We start from the raw sequence: 16,541 nt of genomic DNA, 5'->3' as shown, positions 1-16,541 counted from the left end.
CGAGATGGACTATGCGGCCGGGATTGCCTTCACGGAAGCAAGCAGCCTTTGCAGCGTCCGGATTGTCGAGCCGTCGGCCACGCCATCGACCAGCCGCGGCCGGAAATGCCGCTGGAAAGCCTCGACGACGATTTCGGTCTGGCGGTCGAAAGCAGCCGATATCTCCACGCCATAGCCATAGAGCGACAGCATCGACTGCAACGCCTCGACATCGCCCCCGATGTCGCCGGCCTTGAGCACCGCGCCCCGCCGAATCGGCGCCGCCGGAACGAGATGGCCGATGCCGGCCGCAAACAGGGTCTTCCAGGGGAATTTTTCGCCCGGATCGACCTTGCGACCCGGCGCCACGTCGGAATGGGCGAGCACGCGCTGTGCCGCGATGGCATGGCGTTGCACGACGCCTGCGCACAGGTCGGTCACCGCATCGATCTGCCGCCTGGGAAAGCCGGGATAGCCGAGCGAATGACCGGGATTGACGATCTCGATGCCGACCGAGCAGGAGTTGATGTCCGTTCGCCCGAACCATGAACTCCTGCCGGCATGCCAGGCGCGGTCGCTTTCGCGCACCATCTGCACGACGCGGCCGTCCTCATGGACGAGATAGTGGGAAGAGACCTCGCTGGCCGGATCACACAGCCACGCCTCGGCGCCCGCGCCGGTGGCCATGCCGGTGTAATGCAGCACGATCATATCGGGTCTGGGCGTATCGCGCCGCGGGCCGAAATTCGGCGATACCCTGACCTCGGCGCTCGGCTGGTCGGGCAGGAAACCGCTCATACGTGCCTGAGGCCCCGTTCGATCATCTCATAGGCGGCATTGATCGCCGCGAGCCTGGTCGTGGCGATCTTGATGAACTCCTGCGGCAGGCCGCGGGCGATCAGCCGGTCGGGATGATTGTCCGAGACCAGCTTGCGGTAGCGCTTCCTGACCTCATCGAAGGGCTTTCCCCGTTCGATGCCGAGCACGACATAGGGGTCGCCGGCGCCGAGATTGACGTGCCTGGCCAGGATGCTCTGGTAATGCGCCTCGTCGATACGGAAAATCTCGGCGATGCGGTGCAGGAACTGGCCTTCGCGCTCATGGATCAATCCATCGGCCTTGGCGATGTGGAACAGGCCGTCGAGTATGTCCTCCAGCATCATGCAGTTCGTATGGCCGGAACCGCAAAGCTGCGCCATGCGCTGCGCGTAGATCTCGAAACCGGCCACGTCGCGCTTGGCCAGGTCATAGAGCCGCGCCACGTTCCGCGTCTCTTTCGGCGGCACCTCGAATATTTCCTGGAAGGCGCGCACCTCATCCTGGGTGACGACGCCGTCGGCCTTGGCCATCTTGGCCGAGAGCGCGATCATCGCCACCGAAAAGGCGACGCGGCGGCGCAGATCGGCATCTCCGGAGAAAACCGTCCGCACGGCTTCGACGACATCGGCGACACCCGATGACGTTGAAGCGGTGACACGAGCGATGAAGTCGCCAAGGCGGTCCCAAATCGACATGAGGGCTTCTTAGTGCGAACCGGCCGCCGCTATCAAGCGAAGACAGTGCCGCAGGCCCAACCGATTTGACGACGGCGCCCAACAAGGCGCCCGATTCCAAAAGAGAAGGCCGGCGTGAAGCCGGCCTTCTTCGTCAACGCATCAGATTACTGCGCAGGGGGTGTTGCCGGAGCCGGCTCGGCAGGCTTCGTTGCGTCAGGAGCAGCCGGAGCCGCCGGCTTCATCGGTTCCTCGGCGGCCGGCGGATTGGTGCTCTGGGTGGTGGTGTTGTCGGTGCCGCTGTCGCTGCACGCCGCAACCCCAAGCAACGCTAGCGCCGAAAGGGACGCCAGAATGAGCTTGTTCATGATATCTCTCCTTCACCTGACGCTCACATTGTGGTGAGCAGTCGAAGGGGAAATGCATCAGCCGGCCTGGAGTTTCGTAACGTTGCATTTCCGCATGTAACATCATCCGGGCGGTTGCCGGCCGCAGCATTGCACACTAACAGGACAGGCCAAGCACCAGATTGCGCAGGGAAAATGCCGGGAGCCGCGATGACTGAAAAGTGGGATTTCTGGATCGACCGCGGCGGCACTTTCACCGACGTCATCGGCCACGACCCGCAAGGCGGGCTGCACCCCCGCAAGCTGCTGTCCGAAAATCCCGAAGCCTATGCGGACGCCGCCATCCAGGGCATTCGCGACCTGCTTGGGCTGAAATCCGGCGCCGCCATTCCGTCAGGCCTGATCGGAGACATCAAGATGGGCACCACTGTCGCCACCAATGCGCTGCTGGAGCGCAAGGGCGACCGCGTGCTCCTGCTCATCAGCAAGGGTTTTCGCGACGCGCTTCGCATCGCCTATCAGGCGCGTCCGGATATCTTCGCCAAGGAGATCGTGCTGCCCGAGCAGCTTTATGAGCGCGTCATCGAGATCGACGAGCGCGTGTGCGCCGACGGCCGCGTCGAACGCCTGCTCGACATCGCCGCCTGCCGCCCGGCGATCGAACAGGCCAGGGCCGACGGCATCGATGCAGTCGCCATCGTCTTCATGCATGCCTGGAAATATCCGGACCACGAGAAGGCCGTCGCGGAAGTCTGTCGCAAGCTCGGCTTCGGCCAGGTCTCGGTCAGCCACGAAGTGTCGCCGCTGATCAAGCTGGTCGGCCGCGGCGACACCACCGTGGTCGATGCCTATCTGTCGCCGATCCTGTCGCGCTACGTGCAAAGGGTGGCAGGCGAATTGGGCGCCGGCCCCCGCCTGATGTTCATGATGTCGTCAGGCGGCCTCACCGCCGCCGACATGTTCCAGGGCAAGGACGCGCTGTTGTCCGGCCCGGCTGGCGGCGTCGTCGGCATGGTCGAGACGGCGATGCTCGCCGGCTTCGGCAAAGTCATCGGCTTCGACATGGGCGGCACCTCGACCGACGTCGCCCACTATGACGGCGAATATGAGCGCGCCTTCGACACCGAGGTCGCCGGCGTGCGCATCCGCGCGCCGATGATGCGCATCCATACCGTTGCCGCCGGCGGTGGCTCGATCCTGCATTATGAGGCCGGCCGCTTCCGCGCCGGTCCGGATTCCGCAGGCGCCAATCCCGGCCCTGCCGCTTACCGGCGCGGCGGCCCGCTCGCCGTGACCGACGCCAATGTGATGCTGGGCAAGCTGCAGCCCGATTTCTTCCCGGCGATCTTCGGTCCCGGCCAGGACCAGCCGCTCGACGTCGACACCGTGCGCAAAAAATTCACCGCGCTTGCCACTGAGATCGGCGATGGCCGCACGCCGGAAGCTGTCGCCGAAGGCTTCGTCACCATCGCCGTCGAGAACATGGCCAACGCCATCAAGAAAATCTCGGTGCAGCGCGGCTATGACGTCACCGAATATCTCTTGAACTGCTTTGGCGGCGCCGGCGGTCAGCATGCTTGCCTGGTCGCCGATGCGCTCGGCATGGAAGCGGTGCTGATCCATCCCTTCTCCGGCCTGCTTTCGGCCTATGGCATCGGCCTGTCGTCGGTCTTTGCCTCGCGCCAGCAGGCGCTGCTCAAGCCGCTCGCCGACGAATCCAGGACGGAGATCGACGCGCTCATCGCGACCTTGAGGAAAGCCGTCATCGCCGAGCTCGCGGCACAAGGCATTGCCGAGGAAGCCGTCGCCTCCCGGCCGGTGCTGCAGATCCGCTATGACGGCACCGACACCGCGCTGCCGGTGAATTTCGCCGATGGTTCGATCTTCCAGGCCAGACGCGATTTCGAGGCTGCCCACAAGGCGCAGTTCGGCTTCGTCTATGACGACAAGCCAATGATCGTCGAGACCGTCGGCGTCGAAGGCACCGATACCGGCGGGGGTGGCCGTGATGAAACTGAATCGACAACAGAGGATCTGGCCGCAAGTCCTTCCAGGACTCGCAAAATCTTCACCGAAGGCGAATGGCGAGAGGCGGGCATCTTTCACCGCGAGGCGCTCGCCCCCGGAAACTGGGTCGCTGGCCCTGCGCTGATCATCGAGCCCAACCAGACGATCGTCGTGGAGCCGGGCTGGCGGGCCGAGATCACCGCCAGGAACCATGTGCTGTTGCGACGGACCGAGAAGAAACGCCGCCAGGCGGCGCTCGGCACCGAAGCCGATCCGGTCATGCTGGAGGTCTTCAACAACCTCTTCATGTCGATCGCCGAGCAGATGGGCGTGACGCTGCAGAACACCGCCTATTCGGTCAACATCAAGGAGCGGCTGGATTTCTCCTGCGCCGTGTTCGACCGCCATGGCGCGCTGGTCGCCAACGCGCCGCACATGCCGGTGCATCTCGGCTCCATGGACCGCTCGGTCGAGACCATCATTCGCCTCAATTCCGGCGACATCCATCCGGGCGACGTCTTCGCCCTCAACGCGCCCTACAATGGCGGCACGCACCTGCCCGACATCACCGTGGTGACGCCGGTGTTCGATGACGCGCGCAAGGAGATCCTGTTCTGGGCGGCCTCGCGCGGCCACCACGCCGATGTCGGCGGCACCGCACCCGGATCGATGACGCCTTTGGCCACCACGGTCGACGAGGAAGGCGTGCTGTTCGACAATTTCCGCATCGTCGATCGCGGCCGGTTCCGCGAGAAGGAGCTGGAGGCGCTGCTCACCGACCACCCCTACCCGGCGCGCAATCCGCACCAGAACATCGCCGACCTCAAGGCGCAGATCGCCGCCAACGAGAAGGGCGTGGCCGAATTGCGCAAGATGGTCGCGCATTTCGGCCTCGATGTCGTCGAGGCCTATATGGGCCACGTCCAGGACAACGCTGCCGAAAGCGTGCGTCGCGTGCTGGAACGGCTGCCCGACACCTCCGAGTATGAATATCCGACCGACACCGGTCAGGTGATCAAGGTCAGGATCTCGGTCGACCGGGAAAAGCGCGAGGCGATCGTCGACTTCACCGGAACCTCGCCGGTCGAGAAGAACAATTTCAACGCGCCGGAACCCGTCGCCCGCGCCGCCGTGCTCTATGCCTTCCGCGTCATGGTCGAGGACATGATCCCGATGAATGCGGGGTGCCTCAGGCCGATCAACATCGTCATTCCCGACGGCTGCATGCTGAAGCCCGCCTATCCGGCGGCCGTCGTCGCCGGCAATGTCGAGACCTCGCAGCATGTGACCAATGCGCTGTTCGGCGCCATGGGCGCGATGGCCAATGCGCAGGGGACGATGAACAACCTCACCTTCGGCAACAAGCAGTACCAGTATTACGAGACGATCTGCTCCGGCTCGCCCGCCGGGCGGATGAACTCTGGCCGCGGCTTTGCCGGCACCTCCGGCGTCCATACCCATATGACGAACTCCCGCCTCACCGACCCGGAAGTGCTGGAATTGCGCTTCCCCGTGCTGCTCGAGGATTTCCACATCCGCGAAGGCTCCGGCGGCAAGGGCAAGTGGGATGCCGGCGACGGCACGAAGCGCACCATCCGCTTCCTCGAAAAGATGGAATGCGCGATCCTGTCATCGCATCGCAACCGGCCGCCGCAGGGCCTGGACGGCGGCGGCGACGGCGAAGCGGGCTCGACCAAGGTCCGTCGCAACAGCGGCGCTGTCGACGTGCTGAAGGCCTGTGACCAGACCGTGCTCGACGCCGGCGAGGCCGTCATCGTCACCACGCCGACGCCTGGAGGGTTCGGCAAGGCATAAGGAGGCTTCGAGAATTCGCCACGGCAAGTCAGGTGGCGTGGCTTTCGAGAACCGGAGCGGAGCGGACACAAGTCCGTGAGCTTCGCGCATGACCCCGAAATCGAAATCGATTTCGGAAAGGATCATGCGCAAACAAAGATGCTACAGCTTCCTTTGCGCGTCCTTGTGGACGCGCGGCGCTGTAGTAAGCGCAGAAAGTCGCGTCAGATGACCGCCGCAGTAGAATTATCGAGGCCTCCGTCTGTCACCGGCCTGTCATAACGCTGCGCTACCCGCTTGCGCCAAAGCAAACGGGGAATCACCTTGCCATGACGGACGTTTCCGGAGATCTGGTTTTTCGCCGCGGCAAGGAAGTTGGAAAAGCCGTCTACCAGAATCGCCCGCTGTCGAAGGCCGGCATGTCGGAGCGGCTCTTCGCCTTCCTGTTTTCCGGCCTCGTCTATCCGCAGATCTGGGAAGACCCCGATGTCGACATGGAGGCCATGCAGCTCGGCGCCGGCCACCGCATCGTCACCATCGCCTCGGGCGGCTGCAACATCCTTGCATATCTCACTCGTTCGCCCGAACGGATCGACGCCGTCGACCTCAACGCCGCCCATATCGCGCTGAACCGCATGAAGCTCGAGGCGGTGCGCCGCCTGCCCTCGCAGGGCGACCTGTTCCGCTTCTTCGGCGCCACCGACACCAGCCACAATTCGGAAGCCTACGACCGCTTCATCGCCCCGCATCTCGATCCGGTCAGCCGCCACTACTGGGAGCGCCGTAACTGGCGCGGCCGCCGGCGCATCGAGGTCTTCGACCGCAATTTCTACCAGACCGGCCTGCTCGGCCTGTTCATCGCCATGGGCCATCGCGTCGGCAAGTTCTTTGGCGTCGACCCCGCGGGCATCATGCAGGCCAGCAACATCGGCGAGCAGCGCCGCTTCTTCAACGAGGAACTGGCGCCGGTTTTCGAAAAGCCGCTGCTGAAATGGGCGACATCGCGCAAGGCTTCGCTGTTCGGTCTCGGCATTCCGCCGGCGCAGTACGATTCGCTGATCACCTCGGGCGACGGCACGATGGCGAGCGTGCTCAAGGCCAGGCTGGAAAAGCTCGCCTGCGATTTCCCGCTGAACACCAACTATTTCGCCTGGCAGGCCTTTGCCCGCCGCTATCCCGAGCCCGGCGAGGCAGCACTCCCCGCCTATCTGGAGAAGCGCAATTACAAGGTGATCCGCGACAACATCGACCGCGTCGCCATCAACCACACCAACCTGATCGAGTTCCTCGCCGGCAAGGATGCGGGCGCGGTCGACCGCTTCATCCTGCTCGACGCGCAGGACTGGATGACCGACGACCAGCTCAACGCGCTGTGGGCGGAGATCACCCGCACGGCATCGGCCGGCGCCCGTGTCATCTTCCGTACGGCGGCCGAGCCCAGCCTGCTGCCCGGTCGCGTCTCCAACTCGCTGCTTGACCAGTGGAGCTACGAGGCCGAGGCCTCGCGCGACTTCTCGGCGCGCGACCGTTCGGCCATCTATGGCGGCTTCCACCTTTATGTGAAGCGCTGATGAGCACCACCGAACTGCCCGCCAGCCATGCCGAGCTGATGGACGGCGTCTATCGCTGGCAGCGCCATATCTATGACCTGACCCGCAAATACTATCTGCTCGGCCGCGACCGGCTGATATCAGGGCTGGACGTGCCGCCCGGAGGCACGGTGCTCGAGCTCGGTTGCGGCACCGGCCGCAACATCATCCTTGCCGCCTGCCGCTATCCCGAGGCGCGCTTCTTCGGCCTCGATATTTCGGCGGAAATGCTGGAGACCGCGAGCGCGGCCATCGCTCGCGAAAACCTGTCCGCCCGCGTCACGCTCAAGCGCGGCGACGCCACCGATTTCGACGCCGGCGCACTGTTTGGCGTCGCGCGTTTCGACCGCGTGTTCGTGTCCTATTCTCTGTCGATGATCCCCGGCTGGGAAAAGACGGTTTCCGAGGCGCTCGCCGCGCTTGCGCCCGGCGGTTCGCTGCATGTCGTCGATTTCGGCCAGCAGGAAGGCCTGCCGCGCTGGTTCCGCGCGCTGCTGCGCGGCTGGCTCAAGAAATTCCACGTCACGCCGCGTGAGACGCTGCGCGAAGTCCTGGAATCGGAATCTCGGCGAACCGGCGCAAGCTTCCATTTCAGAACGCTTTATCGCGGCTACGCCTGGCTTGGGGTGATAGGCGCAGCCAAGTAGTCAGTGCAGCGCCTTGACCAGCGCTCCCAGCATCGCCTGCGGTCGATAGCCAAGCTTGGCCGGCGTCAGGCCAAGCCGCACCACCACCAACTGCTCCGACGGGATGATGGCGACCGTCTGTCCGTCATGCCCCTCCATCCAATAGGTGTCCTTGGGCAGGCCGGCCGCAGCGCCGGCTCCGGGGTTCTCCTCATCGCCCGGCCCTTCGATCCATACCTGGCCCTTGCCGTAGACCTTCGAGGCCGCCGCCGGCTCCCGCATCCAGTCGACGAAGCCGGCGGGCAGGAGCTGATTGCCGTTCCAGACCCCGCCCTGCAGCAGGAACTGGCCGAAGCGCGCCCAGTCATGCGCCGTCGCGTAGAGATAGGACGAGCCGACAAAGCTGCCCTGCTCGTCGGTCTCGAGCACGGCGCTGTGCATGCCGAGCGGCTCGAACAGCGCCTTCCGCGGCCAGGTTAGCGCCTTCGCCTTGTCGCCGACGGCGTCCTGCCACAGCCGCGACAGCATCACCGCCGTGCCGCTCGAATAGGAAAACACCTTGCCCACCTCGCCGGTCAGCGGCTTGGCTTCGGCGAAACCGGCCATGTCGGGTTCGAGATAGAGCATGCGCGTCACATCGGCGACGTCGCCGTAATCCTCGTTGAACTCCAGCCCGCTCGACATCGCCATCAGGTCGGCGAGGCTGATGGCGGCGCGGCCGTCCGCCTTCCACGGCGCGAACAGGCCCTTGTTGTCGATCGCCATCTTGCCGTCCTTGACCAGCGTGCCGACGATTGCGGCATTGACCGTCTTGGTCATCGACCAGCCGAGCAGCGGCGTCTTTGCCGAAAAGCCCTCGCCATAGCGCTCGGCGACGATATGGCCGTTCTTCACCACGACCACGGCGCGCATGCCGGCGCCGGCCATGGCCGCGTCGTCGACGATTTTCGCGATTTCTGGATTCTGCGGGGCGTCCACCCGCTCGCCCTCCGGCCACAGCGCATCCTGCCTGGTAGCGGCCGGCTCGGCGTAGATCGCCGTCTGCCTCGCCTTGCCGGTGTTGCCGTCCGGAACCGTAGCGCAGCCCAGTCCGTCGCGCGCGACGGCGACACTTTTGCCGAGCACGCCGAACAGGCCTGCCGACACCATGCCGCGTTCCTTGTCGACCGACACCTTCATCAGCCTGAGCAGCGGATGACCCGGCGCCTGGACGTCGACGGCGAGCACCTCGTTGGCGTCGCGCCCGGCGATGAAGACGTTCGAGCACACGATCTTGGCCGAATAGCCGGAACCGACGCGGATCAATTCGGGCGGCGCGACATAGAGCCAGGCGACCAGCGCGACTATCGCCAGCACGACCAGGCCGAACAGCCATTTGACGATCTTGACGACGATCCGCATCTCACCCCCTGCGTGTGGCGCCCGATTTATGCCATCGATTTGCCGCCATTGCTGCCTCAAAATCGCGGCTGTTGTCGAGCGCCGTCAACCGAATATCAACCATGATCGGCGATCAACGGAGAGGGCTGGACGATCCTGTGGGGCGATCGTCCGGCGGGCCTGACAAAGGGGGCCATCTGCAACGACCCATCAGCGGCCGGCTGAACCCGGCTCAGGAGTAGCGATGCGCCGTCTTGCGGCTCTCATCATGCTGACGCTGCTGGGCGCCTGCTCGACCGTCGACGACCTCACGCCGGTGATGTCCTCGAGCAGTCCGATGGTTGCGGTGCGCGCGCCGCGCTTCGAGGACTCCAAGCCGCACGAGTGGGACAGCGGCGCGCCGTGGAACTACGCCATCCACGGCACCGATGTCTCCAAATACCAGACATCCGTGGACTGGCCGGCGGCCAAGGCGAGCGGCATTTCCTTCGCGTTCATCAAGGCGACCGAAGGCGGCGACCGCTTCGACGAGTATTTCAACGAGCATTGGGCGCGCACCAAGGCCTCGGCGATTCCGCGCGCCGCCTATCATTTCTTCTATTTCTGCACGCCCGCCGCCACCCAGGCGCGCTGGTTCATCGCCAATGTCCCGAAAGACCGTTCCGCGATGCCGCCGGTGCTGGACATGGAATGGAACCCGAAATCGCCGACCTGCCGGCTGCGTCCCGACCCGGCCACCGTGCGCGCGGAAATGACGACTTTCCTCGAAATGGTCGAGCGGCACTACGGCAAGAAGCCGATCATCTACACCTCGATCGACTTCTTCGACGACAACGGCCTGGCGAACTTCCGCGGCTACCCTTACTGGCTGCGCTCGGTCGCCGGCCATCCGCGCCAGAAGTACGGCAGCCACCCCTTCACCTTCTGGCAATATACCGGAACCGGCATCGTTCCGGGCATGACCGGCAAATCCGATATCAACGTTTTCAACGGCTCGGAAGCCGCCTGGAACAGGTGGCTGCGGCAGAACACCCGTTGACATAAGCCGTCCTGCCTGCTTTTCGACACGACCAGCGGCGATGTATTGAGCTGCTGGCAGTCCGGAGCGGCGTACCAGGCGGGTGCCCGAGGACGCTCCTGAGCTTTGAATTCACGCATGGTCCTGGCCAGAACCGGTTCGGGTTCGGCGGGGCGTGCGCCGGTTTCGAAAGGGAAGCGATGCGATTGCGTGTTGAAATCTTGGCGGCGCTGTTTGTCGGCGCTCTTGCCTGGCCGGCGGCGGCGCAGGAGTGCGGGGACGATTTCAACACCTGGAAACAGGGCGTGGCGGCGGAAGCCAAGGCGGCCGGCGTCGGCGCCGTCGGCCTGAGCGCGCTGGAAAAGGCGAGCCTCGACGACAAGGTCCTGGCGCGCGACCGCGCCCAGGGCGTCTTCACTCAGACCTTCACCGAATTCTCCAACCGCATGATCTCGACCTACCGCCTGAAGCAGGGCGCGGCCAATCTGAAGAAATACGCCGACGTCTTCGCCCGCGCCGACCAGGAATTCGGCGTCCAGGCGCCCGTCATCGCCGCCTTCTGGGCGCTCGAGACCGACTTCGGCGCCGTCCAGGGCGATTTCCACACGCTGAGCGCGCTGGTGACGCTCTCGCATGACTGCCGCCGGCCGCAGCTTTTCCGCCCCCAGCTCGTGCCTTTGCTGACGCTGATCGATCGCGGCGTGCTGCCGGCCGACGTGACCGGCGCCTGGGCCGGCGAGATCGGCCAGACGCAGATCCTGCCGACCGACTACCTTGCCCGCGGCGTCGACGGCGATGGCGACGGCATCGTCGACCTGCGCCACAGCGTACCGGACGTGATCATGACCACGGCCAACAAGGTGCTGTCGCGCGGCTGGAAGCGCGACCAGCCCTGGATCGAGGAAGTCCGGGCGCCCGACGACATGCCCTGGGACCAGACCGGCCGCACCAACAAGCTGCCTTTATCGCAATGGACGCAATGGGGCGTCACCAACCCGGACGGCTCCCCGCTTGTCGACAATGGCCTCAAGGCCGGCCTGGCCCTGCCGATGGGCCGCAAGGGACCGGCCTTCCTCACCTACGACAATTTCGATGTCTATCTCGAATGGAACCAGTCCTTCACCTACGCGCTGACCGCGGCCAACCTCGCCGCCCGGCTGGCGGGCGCCCCGCAGCTCAATCCACGCAATCCCGAACCCGGCCTCAGCGGCGATCAGATGAAGGCGCTGCAGACGAAGCTTGAAGCCAAGGGCTATGACGTCGGCACCGTCGACGGCATCCTTGGCACCAACACCCGCGAGGCAATCCGCAAGGAACAGATGCGGCTTGGCCTGCCGGTGGACGGCTGGCCGACGCCGGAGCTTCTGGCGAGATTGTAAGATGAGGGATTAGGCAGTAGGCAATAGGAACTGAAGCAGAGACTGGAGAACCTCCTACTGCCTACTGCCTACTGCCTAACTCGCCATCGTCTCCAAACTCGCAAATCCCTGCGGCGCGTCGCCCTCGTCGAACGGTGTCGTCACCTCGACGAAAGTGTCGGGGAAGAAGCCGTTGAAGCGTGTCCTCAGCGACAGCGAGTAGGCGCCGATATGGCCGATCTCGATCCAGTCGCCGGTGTCGACCGTCTCCGGCAGCCAGAACGGCCTGGACAGGATATCGACGGAATCGCAGGTCGCGCCGCAGACCTTGAACGGCACGATGTTCTTCTCCTCGCCATTGCGCGAACGGATCGCGGGGTCCGGAATGAAACGCGCCGGCAGTGTGATCTTGCCGGTCCATGAATCCGACAGCGACGCCCAGATGCCGTCATTGATGTAGAGCCGCTTGCCCTTGCGCAAGAGCACGCGCACGATCAGCGACAGGCAGCGCGCCACGATCACCCGTCCCGGCTCCGCTACCAGCGGCATCTCGTCGAACTGGTATTCTTTGATGTCTCCCGACAGCCGCGACATGATCTGGCCGAGCGATGGCATTTCGACCTGCTTGCGGTTGGGATCATGGCCATACTCGGCCGGAAAGCCGCCACCGACATCGAGCCCGGCAATGTCGAAGGTCAGCCGGTTGCGCACCCAGTCGGCCGAGGCCAGCGCCCGCTCATAGGTGTCGGGATCCTCGATCTGGCTGCCGACATGGAAGCAGAGGCCGACCTTGTAGCCGGTGCGGTTGAGCCGCTCTGCGAGTTCCACCGCATAGGCCGGACCGGCGCCGAACTTCTTCGACAGTTCGTAGGCCGCCGACCCCTTCGTCTGGATGCGCACGAAGACGGTGATTGCGCCGGGATCGATGTCGAGCGCGCGCACCACCCTGGTCAGCTTGGTGATCTCGTCCTCATGGTCGAGCGAGATGACGCGAATGCCGTATTTCTCCAGCGCCAACTTGATGTCCGACTGCGCCTTGATCGGATGCATGTAGAGCATCTCGGCATCGGGCGAGACGGCACGCACGGCGGCGAACTCGCCGGGCGAAGCCACGTCGAAAGCGGTGACGCCGGCCTCGACCAGCGCCTTCAGCACGATCTGCTCGCCATTGGTCTTGACCGCATAGGCCGTCTTGCCGGGAAACATGCCCATGAACTGCAGGGCGTCGGCCTTCAACACCTGAGGGCGAAAGCAATAGACCGGATCGTCCGGGCGAAGCGCCAACGCCGCCTCGCGGGCATTCTCGAATCGCTGCATGGACGAATCCTTCGAACTAGGCTGCGCACAATTAATCCAAGCTAGCGGCTAAAGAAAACAATTCTGTGTCTCGGCTTGTTAACGCTGCTGGGTTACGCCTGTTGCGGGAGGAGCTAGGCCAGCCGTCAGGTTTCGGGTGGCCCTTGCTTCGGAACCGCATATGGCTTGAAGGACATTCGACAGGACCGGCATTCCGACGGTCCGGGAGGGCAGGCATATGGCAACAGCAGCAGCCACCGCCACGGCACGCGGTCCGATGACGCTCGCTGACTGGGGACAGTTGCTTTTGCTCGGCGCAATCTGGGGCGGTTCGTTCTTCTTCGCCCGCATTGCCGTCTCGGAGCTTTCGCCCCTTGTTCTGGTGCTGTTTCGCGTCGCCATCGCGGCGACAGCGCTCCAGCTCTATCTCGCCGTGCGCGGCCCGTCGTTCCGCCTCGCCTTCCCGCATGCAGGCCTGTTCTTCCTGCTGGCGCTCGCCAACAACGTCGTCCCCTTCTCGCTGATCTTCGCCGGCCAGACAGAACTTGGCGCCGGTATCGCCTCGGTGCTCAACGCCACCACGCCGTTCTGGACCCTTGTCCTCGCCAATGCGCTGACATCGGACGAGAAACTGTCCTGGAACAAGCTTGCCGGCATTGCGCTCGGCATCGCCGGCACGGCGGTGATGATCGGTCCCGGCCTGCTCGCCGGGCTTGGCGGTCCGGTCTGGGCGAAGTTCGCGCTGATCGGCGCCTCGCTATCCTACGCCGTCGCGCTGATGATTGCCCGCCGCTTCAAGGGCGTGCCCTCGCCGGTGATCGCCACCGGACAATTGACCGCCTCGACCATCATCATGATCCCGGTCGTGCTCATCGCCCATGGCCCTGCCGGTCTGTTCTCGGCCTCGCCGCCAGTCTGGGCGGCGGTGCTGGGGCTGGCTCTGCTCTCAACCGCCTTCGCCTACATTCTCTATTTCAACCTCGTCGCCTCGGCCGGCGCCACCAACGCCTCGCTGGTCACGCTCATCGTGCCGGTCAGCGCCATGCTGCTCGGCTTCCTGTTCCTTGGCGAGCGACTCGAACTGTTCGAAATGGGCGGCATGGCATTGATCGGACTTGGCCTGATCACCATAGACGGGCGCTTGTTCGGCCAACGCTGAAGGCGCGTTGTTCGTTAGAACGAAACGGCGATCTAGATCCTTTGATTGACTCCCGCATCGCGCATTCCTACCGGACGCCGATGCTGCAAGGCCGTCCGAGTCGACCCTGGTAGCGCTGCCATGCCCAGCTTCCGCCGCAGGGCCGCCATAATTTATTCACAAGCCCTGAGCTCGCTTTTGCCGAAGAGTTTCAATGCCTAACGGCAAAAGCCAGGTCGCAAATTCCACATTCACGTCGCATTGCAGCACATTTTCCGCTTGCCTGTGGCACAAATGACCCTAGACTCCTGCCATAGCTCTTAAGAGGAGGCTATGACATGGGACTGACGAGGCCAATCAACGCATTGATGATTTGTGCAGCGTTCGCATTCATCGGCGCCCTAATCATAGGCGTTCTTCCGTAACCGCCAGAGCGGAAGAAATCAGCAGCTGACAGTCAATCCATTTCGAAAGGCCGGGTTTTCACCCGGCCTTTTGCGTTTCACGTCACGACGACAGATCAGGCCGCGGCAGAACCCGCCGCTTCCGTTTCATGCGAGCGGATGCCGATCATGTGGCAGATGGCAAAGACCAGATCGGCGCGGTTCATCGTGTAGAAGTGGAAGTCGCTGACGCCACGTTCGACGAGGTCGAGCACCTGCTCGGCCGCCACCGCCGAGGCCACCAGCGCATGCGTCTGCGGGTCGTTCTGAAGCCCCTCGAAACGCTCGGCCAGCCATGCCGGCACCAGCGCGCCGCAGCGCGCCGAGAAATTGGCGACCTGGGTGAAATTGTGCACCGGCAGGATGCCCGGCACGATCGGAATATAGATGCCTGCCCGCCGCGCCCGCTCGACATAGCGCTCGTAGAGATCGTTGTCGAAGAAGAACTGGGTGATGGCGCGGGTCGCGCCATTGTCGGCCTTGCGCTTCAGCATGTCGAAGTCGGTGGCGAAGTCGGGGCTTTCCGGGTGCTTTTCCGGGTAGGCGGAGACCGAGATGTCGAAATCGCCGGCGCTCTTCATCGCGCCGACCAGCTCGGCGCCATTGGCATAGCCGTCCGGATGGGGCCTGTAGGCGGTGCCGACGCCCGCCGCCGGATCGCCGCGCAGCGCGACGAAGCGGGTGACGCCCATATCGGCGAATTCGCGCACCACGGCGTCGACCTGATCGCGGGCGGCGTCGACGCAGGTCATGTGCGCTGCCGGTGTCAACGTCGTCTCGTTGAGGATGCGCTTGACGGTGCGGGCCGTGCGCTCGCGCGTCGAGCCGCCGGCGCCGTAGGTCACCGAGACGAATTTCGGCTTGAGCGGCTCCAGCCGGGTGACGGTGTCCCAAAGCCTGGCTTCCATCTCGTCCGTCTTAGGCGGGAAGAACTCGAACGAAACCCGGACCTTGTCGCCAATGTCGGGGCGGCGGGAAAAGCGGAACTGGTTCATCAGGCGGTTTCCCTTGCCGGAAGAGTGTCGTTGGAAGGATCGGCGATCAGCATGCGGCGGTCGCGGCCGAGCCACAGCTTGACGGTCAGCCGGGCCTCGGCCTGGCCGCGCGGCTCGAACTCCTGGCTGTCTTCGACCGCCAGGCCCGCCTCGGCGAACCACTCGGCGATCTGCCGGTCGGAAAAGCCGAGCCGCATATGCGCGTGCTGGTCGCGCAGAAACTCCAGCGCATGCGGCGCGAAATCGACGATCACCAGCCGGCCCGCGGGGCGCAGCAGCCGCGCCGCCTCGCGGATGGCGCGGGCGGGATCGTCGAGATAATGCAACACCTGATGGATGGTGACGAGATCGAAGGCGTCGCGCTCAACCGGCGGCGCGAAGATGTCGCCCTGCCGCACCTGCGCGTTGGCGATGCCCGCCTTGTCCAGATTGGCGCGCGCCACCGTCAGCATCTCGCGCGACATGTCGATGCCGACGCCGCGCCGGTAGAGCGGCGAAAAGATCTCGAGCAGCCGCCCGGTGCCGGTGCCGAGGTCGAGCATCGACTGGAACGGCCGCTTGCCGACGAGCTTGAGCAGAGCGGCCTCCACCGCGCGGTCCGGCACATGCAGCGAGCGGATGTGATCCCAACTCGCGGCATTCTCGGAGAAATATTCGGCGGCGCGGTCCTGCCGCTTGCGCTTGACCGCCGCCAGCCGCTCCAGGTCGCGCTCCACCTGCGGGTCGGCGCCGCGGATGCCGGAAACGAGCCTGAGGACAAAATCGCGCGCGGCGTCCGTGTCGGAAAGCCGGAAGAACGCCCACGACCCCTCCTGGTAGCGCCCGATCAGCCCCGCCTCCAGCAGCAGCTTGAGGTGGCGCGACACGCGTGGCTGCGACTGGCCGAGAATTTCGGTAAGATCGGAAACGGTAAGGTCGCCGCGCGACAGGAGCGCGAGGATGCGCAGCCGGCTGGATTCGGCCGCTGCCTTCAATGTATCCACCATCGTATCGAGCGCGACGTGCATGCGTGTTTCTCTTTGAACAAGATATAAACATATGTTTATGTCGATTTTGACAACCATGCAAGGCCAATGTC

At 64.5% G+C, this 16,541-nt stretch carries 13 protein-coding genes; 6 read left to right on the top strand and 7 right to left on the bottom strand.

Going from position 1 to position 16,541, the window contains the following annotated elements; genetic code table 11:
• Positions 1-9: 9 nt before the first annotated feature.
• The 3 genes from EN857_RS12435 to EN857_RS12425 form a co-directional block, all read right to left on the bottom strand.
• A complete protein-coding gene (locus EN857_RS12435) occupies positions 10-777 on the bottom strand; it encodes an N-acetylmuramoyl-L-alanine amidase (RefSeq protein WP_127393467.1) in 768 nt (255 codons plus the stop codon).
• The gene (locus tag EN857_RS12430; protein WP_127311414.1) at positions 774-1,493 is read right to left on the bottom strand and encodes a DnaJ family molecular chaperone; all 720 of its coding nucleotides are present in this window, start codon (positions 1,491-1,493) and stop codon (positions 774-776) included. The genes EN857_RS12435 and EN857_RS12430 overlap by 4 nt, the downstream gene beginning before the upstream one ends.
• Before the next feature lie 146 nt (positions 1,494-1,639).
• Positions 1,640-1,840, bottom strand: coding sequence for a hypothetical protein (locus EN857_RS12425; RefSeq protein WP_127285031.1), 201 nt, complete (start codon positions 1,838-1,840; stop codon positions 1,640-1,642).
• A gap of 189 nt (positions 1,841-2,029) precedes the next feature.
• Here EN857_RS12425 and EN857_RS12420 point away from each other — a divergent pair, with 189 nt between their 5' ends.
• The 3 genes from EN857_RS12420 to EN857_RS12410 all read left to right on the top strand — a co-directional run bounded on the left by EN857_RS12420 (position 2,030) and on the right by EN857_RS12410 (position 7,856).
• Entirely contained in the window at positions 2,030-5,641 is a 3,612-nt protein-coding gene (locus EN857_RS12420) for a hydantoinase B/oxoprolinase family protein (RefSeq protein WP_127393591.1), read from the top strand.
• Positions 5,642-5,949: 308 nt separating this feature from the next.
• Entirely contained in the window at positions 5,950-7,191 is a 1,242-nt protein-coding gene (locus EN857_RS12415) for a DUF3419 family protein (protein ID WP_245478198.1), read from the top strand.
• A complete protein-coding gene (locus tag EN857_RS12410; protein WP_128346686.1) occupies positions 7,191-7,856 on the top strand; it encodes a class I SAM-dependent methyltransferase in 666 nt (221 codons plus the stop codon). The genes EN857_RS12415 and EN857_RS12410 overlap by 1 nt, the downstream gene beginning before the upstream one ends.
• Here the strand turns inward: EN857_RS12410 and EN857_RS12405 are convergent, their stop codons facing one another.
• The gene (locus tag EN857_RS12405) at positions 7,857-9,236 is read right to left on the bottom strand and encodes a serine hydrolase (RefSeq protein ID WP_127394156.1); all 1,380 of its coding nucleotides are present in this window, start codon (positions 9,234-9,236) and stop codon (positions 7,857-7,859) included. It lies immediately after the preceding gene.
• 223 nt (positions 9,237-9,459) lie between these two features.
• Here EN857_RS12405 and EN857_RS12400 point away from each other — a divergent pair, with 223 nt between their 5' ends.
• Together EN857_RS12400 and EN857_RS12395 are read left to right on the top strand one after the other, a co-directional pair.
• Positions 9,460-10,254, top strand: coding sequence for a GH25 family lysozyme (locus EN857_RS12400; RefSeq protein WP_127285026.1), 795 nt, complete (start codon positions 9,460-9,462; stop codon positions 10,252-10,254).
• Between the two features lie 179 nt (positions 10,255-10,433).
• The gene (locus EN857_RS12395) at positions 10,434-11,612 is read left to right on the top strand and encodes a lytic murein transglycosylase (protein ID WP_135858688.1); all 1,179 of its coding nucleotides are present in this window, start codon (positions 10,434-10,436) and stop codon (positions 11,610-11,612) included.
• A gap of 75 nt (positions 11,613-11,687) precedes the next feature.
• On the opposite strand, the gene EN857_RS12390 is transcribed toward EN857_RS12395, so the two are convergent.
• Positions 11,688-12,908, bottom strand: coding sequence for an alanine racemase (locus EN857_RS12390; protein WP_127393957.1), 1,221 nt, complete (start codon positions 12,906-12,908; stop codon positions 11,688-11,690).
• Between the two features lie 217 nt (positions 12,909-13,125).
• On the opposite strand from EN857_RS12390, the gene EN857_RS12385 reads away from it, so the two are divergent.
• Positions 13,126-14,046, top strand: coding sequence for a DMT family transporter (locus tag EN857_RS12385; protein ID WP_127393958.1), 921 nt, complete (start codon positions 13,126-13,128; stop codon positions 14,044-14,046).
• A 499-nt stretch (positions 14,047-14,545) separates the two neighbouring features.
• Here EN857_RS12385 and metF read toward each other — a convergent pair whose 3' ends face one another.
• Both metF and EN857_RS12375 read right to left on the bottom strand, forming a co-directional pair.
• On the bottom strand, positions 14,546-15,463 hold the full coding sequence (gene metF / locus EN857_RS12380) for a methylenetetrahydrofolate reductase [NAD(P)H] (RefSeq protein WP_127283286.1): 918 nt from the start codon (positions 15,461-15,463) through the stop codon (positions 14,546-14,548).
• Positions 15,463-16,470, bottom strand: a complete 1,008-nt coding sequence (locus EN857_RS12375; protein ID WP_135858686.1) for a metalloregulator ArsR/SmtB family transcription factor — start codon at positions 16,468-16,470, stop codon at positions 15,463-15,465. Before EN857_RS12375 ends, metF begins: the two co-directional genes overlap by 1 nt.
• Positions 16,471-16,541: the final 71 nt, after the last annotated feature.

Origin of the sequence: Mesorhizobium sp. M4B.F.Ca.ET.214.01.1.1 (assembly GCF_004791545.1) — a bacterium.
In the GTDB taxonomy this organism is placed as follows: domain Bacteria; phylum Pseudomonadota; class Alphaproteobacteria; order Rhizobiales; family Rhizobiaceae; genus Mesorhizobium; species Mesorhizobium abyssinicae.
The sequence above is the reverse complement of the archived record's forward strand: the minus strand, read 5'-3'. Positions and strand labels throughout refer to the sequence as shown.

What these genes read in the sequence shown, in the direction of transcription:
- EN857_RS12435 (WP_127393467.1), bottom strand. Translation starts at nt 777, where the DNA reads ATGAGCGGTTTCCTGCCCGACCAGCCGAGCGCCGAGGTCAGGGTATCG.
- EN857_RS12430 (WP_127311414.1), bottom strand. Translation starts at nt 1,493, where the DNA reads ATGTCGATTTGGGACCGCCTTGGCGACTTCATCGCTCGTGTCACCGCT.
- EN857_RS12425 (WP_127285031.1), bottom strand. Translation starts at nt 1,840, where the DNA reads ATGAACAAGCTCATTCTGGCGTCCCTTTCGGCGCTAGCGTTGCTTGGG.
- EN857_RS12420 (WP_127393591.1), top strand. Translation starts at nt 2,030, where the DNA reads ATGACTGAAAAGTGGGATTTCTGGATCGACCGCGGCGGCACTTTCACC.
- EN857_RS12415 (WP_245478198.1), top strand. Translation starts at nt 5,950, where the DNA reads ATGACGGACGTTTCCGGAGATCTGGTTTTTCGCCGCGGCAAGGAAGTT.
- EN857_RS12410 (WP_128346686.1), top strand. Translation starts at nt 7,191, where the DNA reads ATGAGCACCACCGAACTGCCCGCCAGCCATGCCGAGCTGATGGACGGC.
- EN857_RS12405 (WP_127394156.1), bottom strand. Translation starts at nt 9,236, where the DNA reads ATGCGGATCGTCGTCAAGATCGTCAAATGGCTGTTCGGCCTGGTCGTG.
- EN857_RS12400 (WP_127285026.1), top strand. Translation starts at nt 9,460, where the DNA reads ATGCGCCGTCTTGCGGCTCTCATCATGCTGACGCTGCTGGGCGCCTGC.
- EN857_RS12395 (WP_135858688.1), top strand. Translation starts at nt 10,434, where the DNA reads ATGCGATTGCGTGTTGAAATCTTGGCGGCGCTGTTTGTCGGCGCTCTT.
- EN857_RS12390 (WP_127393957.1), bottom strand. Translation starts at nt 12,908, where the DNA reads ATGCAGCGATTCGAGAATGCCCGCGAGGCGGCGTTGGCGCTTCGCCCG.
- EN857_RS12385 (WP_127393958.1), top strand. Translation starts at nt 13,126, where the DNA reads ATGGCAACAGCAGCAGCCACCGCCACGGCACGCGGTCCGATGACGCTC.
- metF (WP_127283286.1), bottom strand. Translation starts at nt 15,463, where the DNA reads ATGAACCAGTTCCGCTTTTCCCGCCGCCCCGACATTGGCGACAAGGTC.
- EN857_RS12375 (WP_135858686.1), bottom strand. Translation starts at nt 16,470, where the DNA reads ATGCACGTCGCGCTCGATACGATGGTGGATACATTGAAGGCAGCGGCC.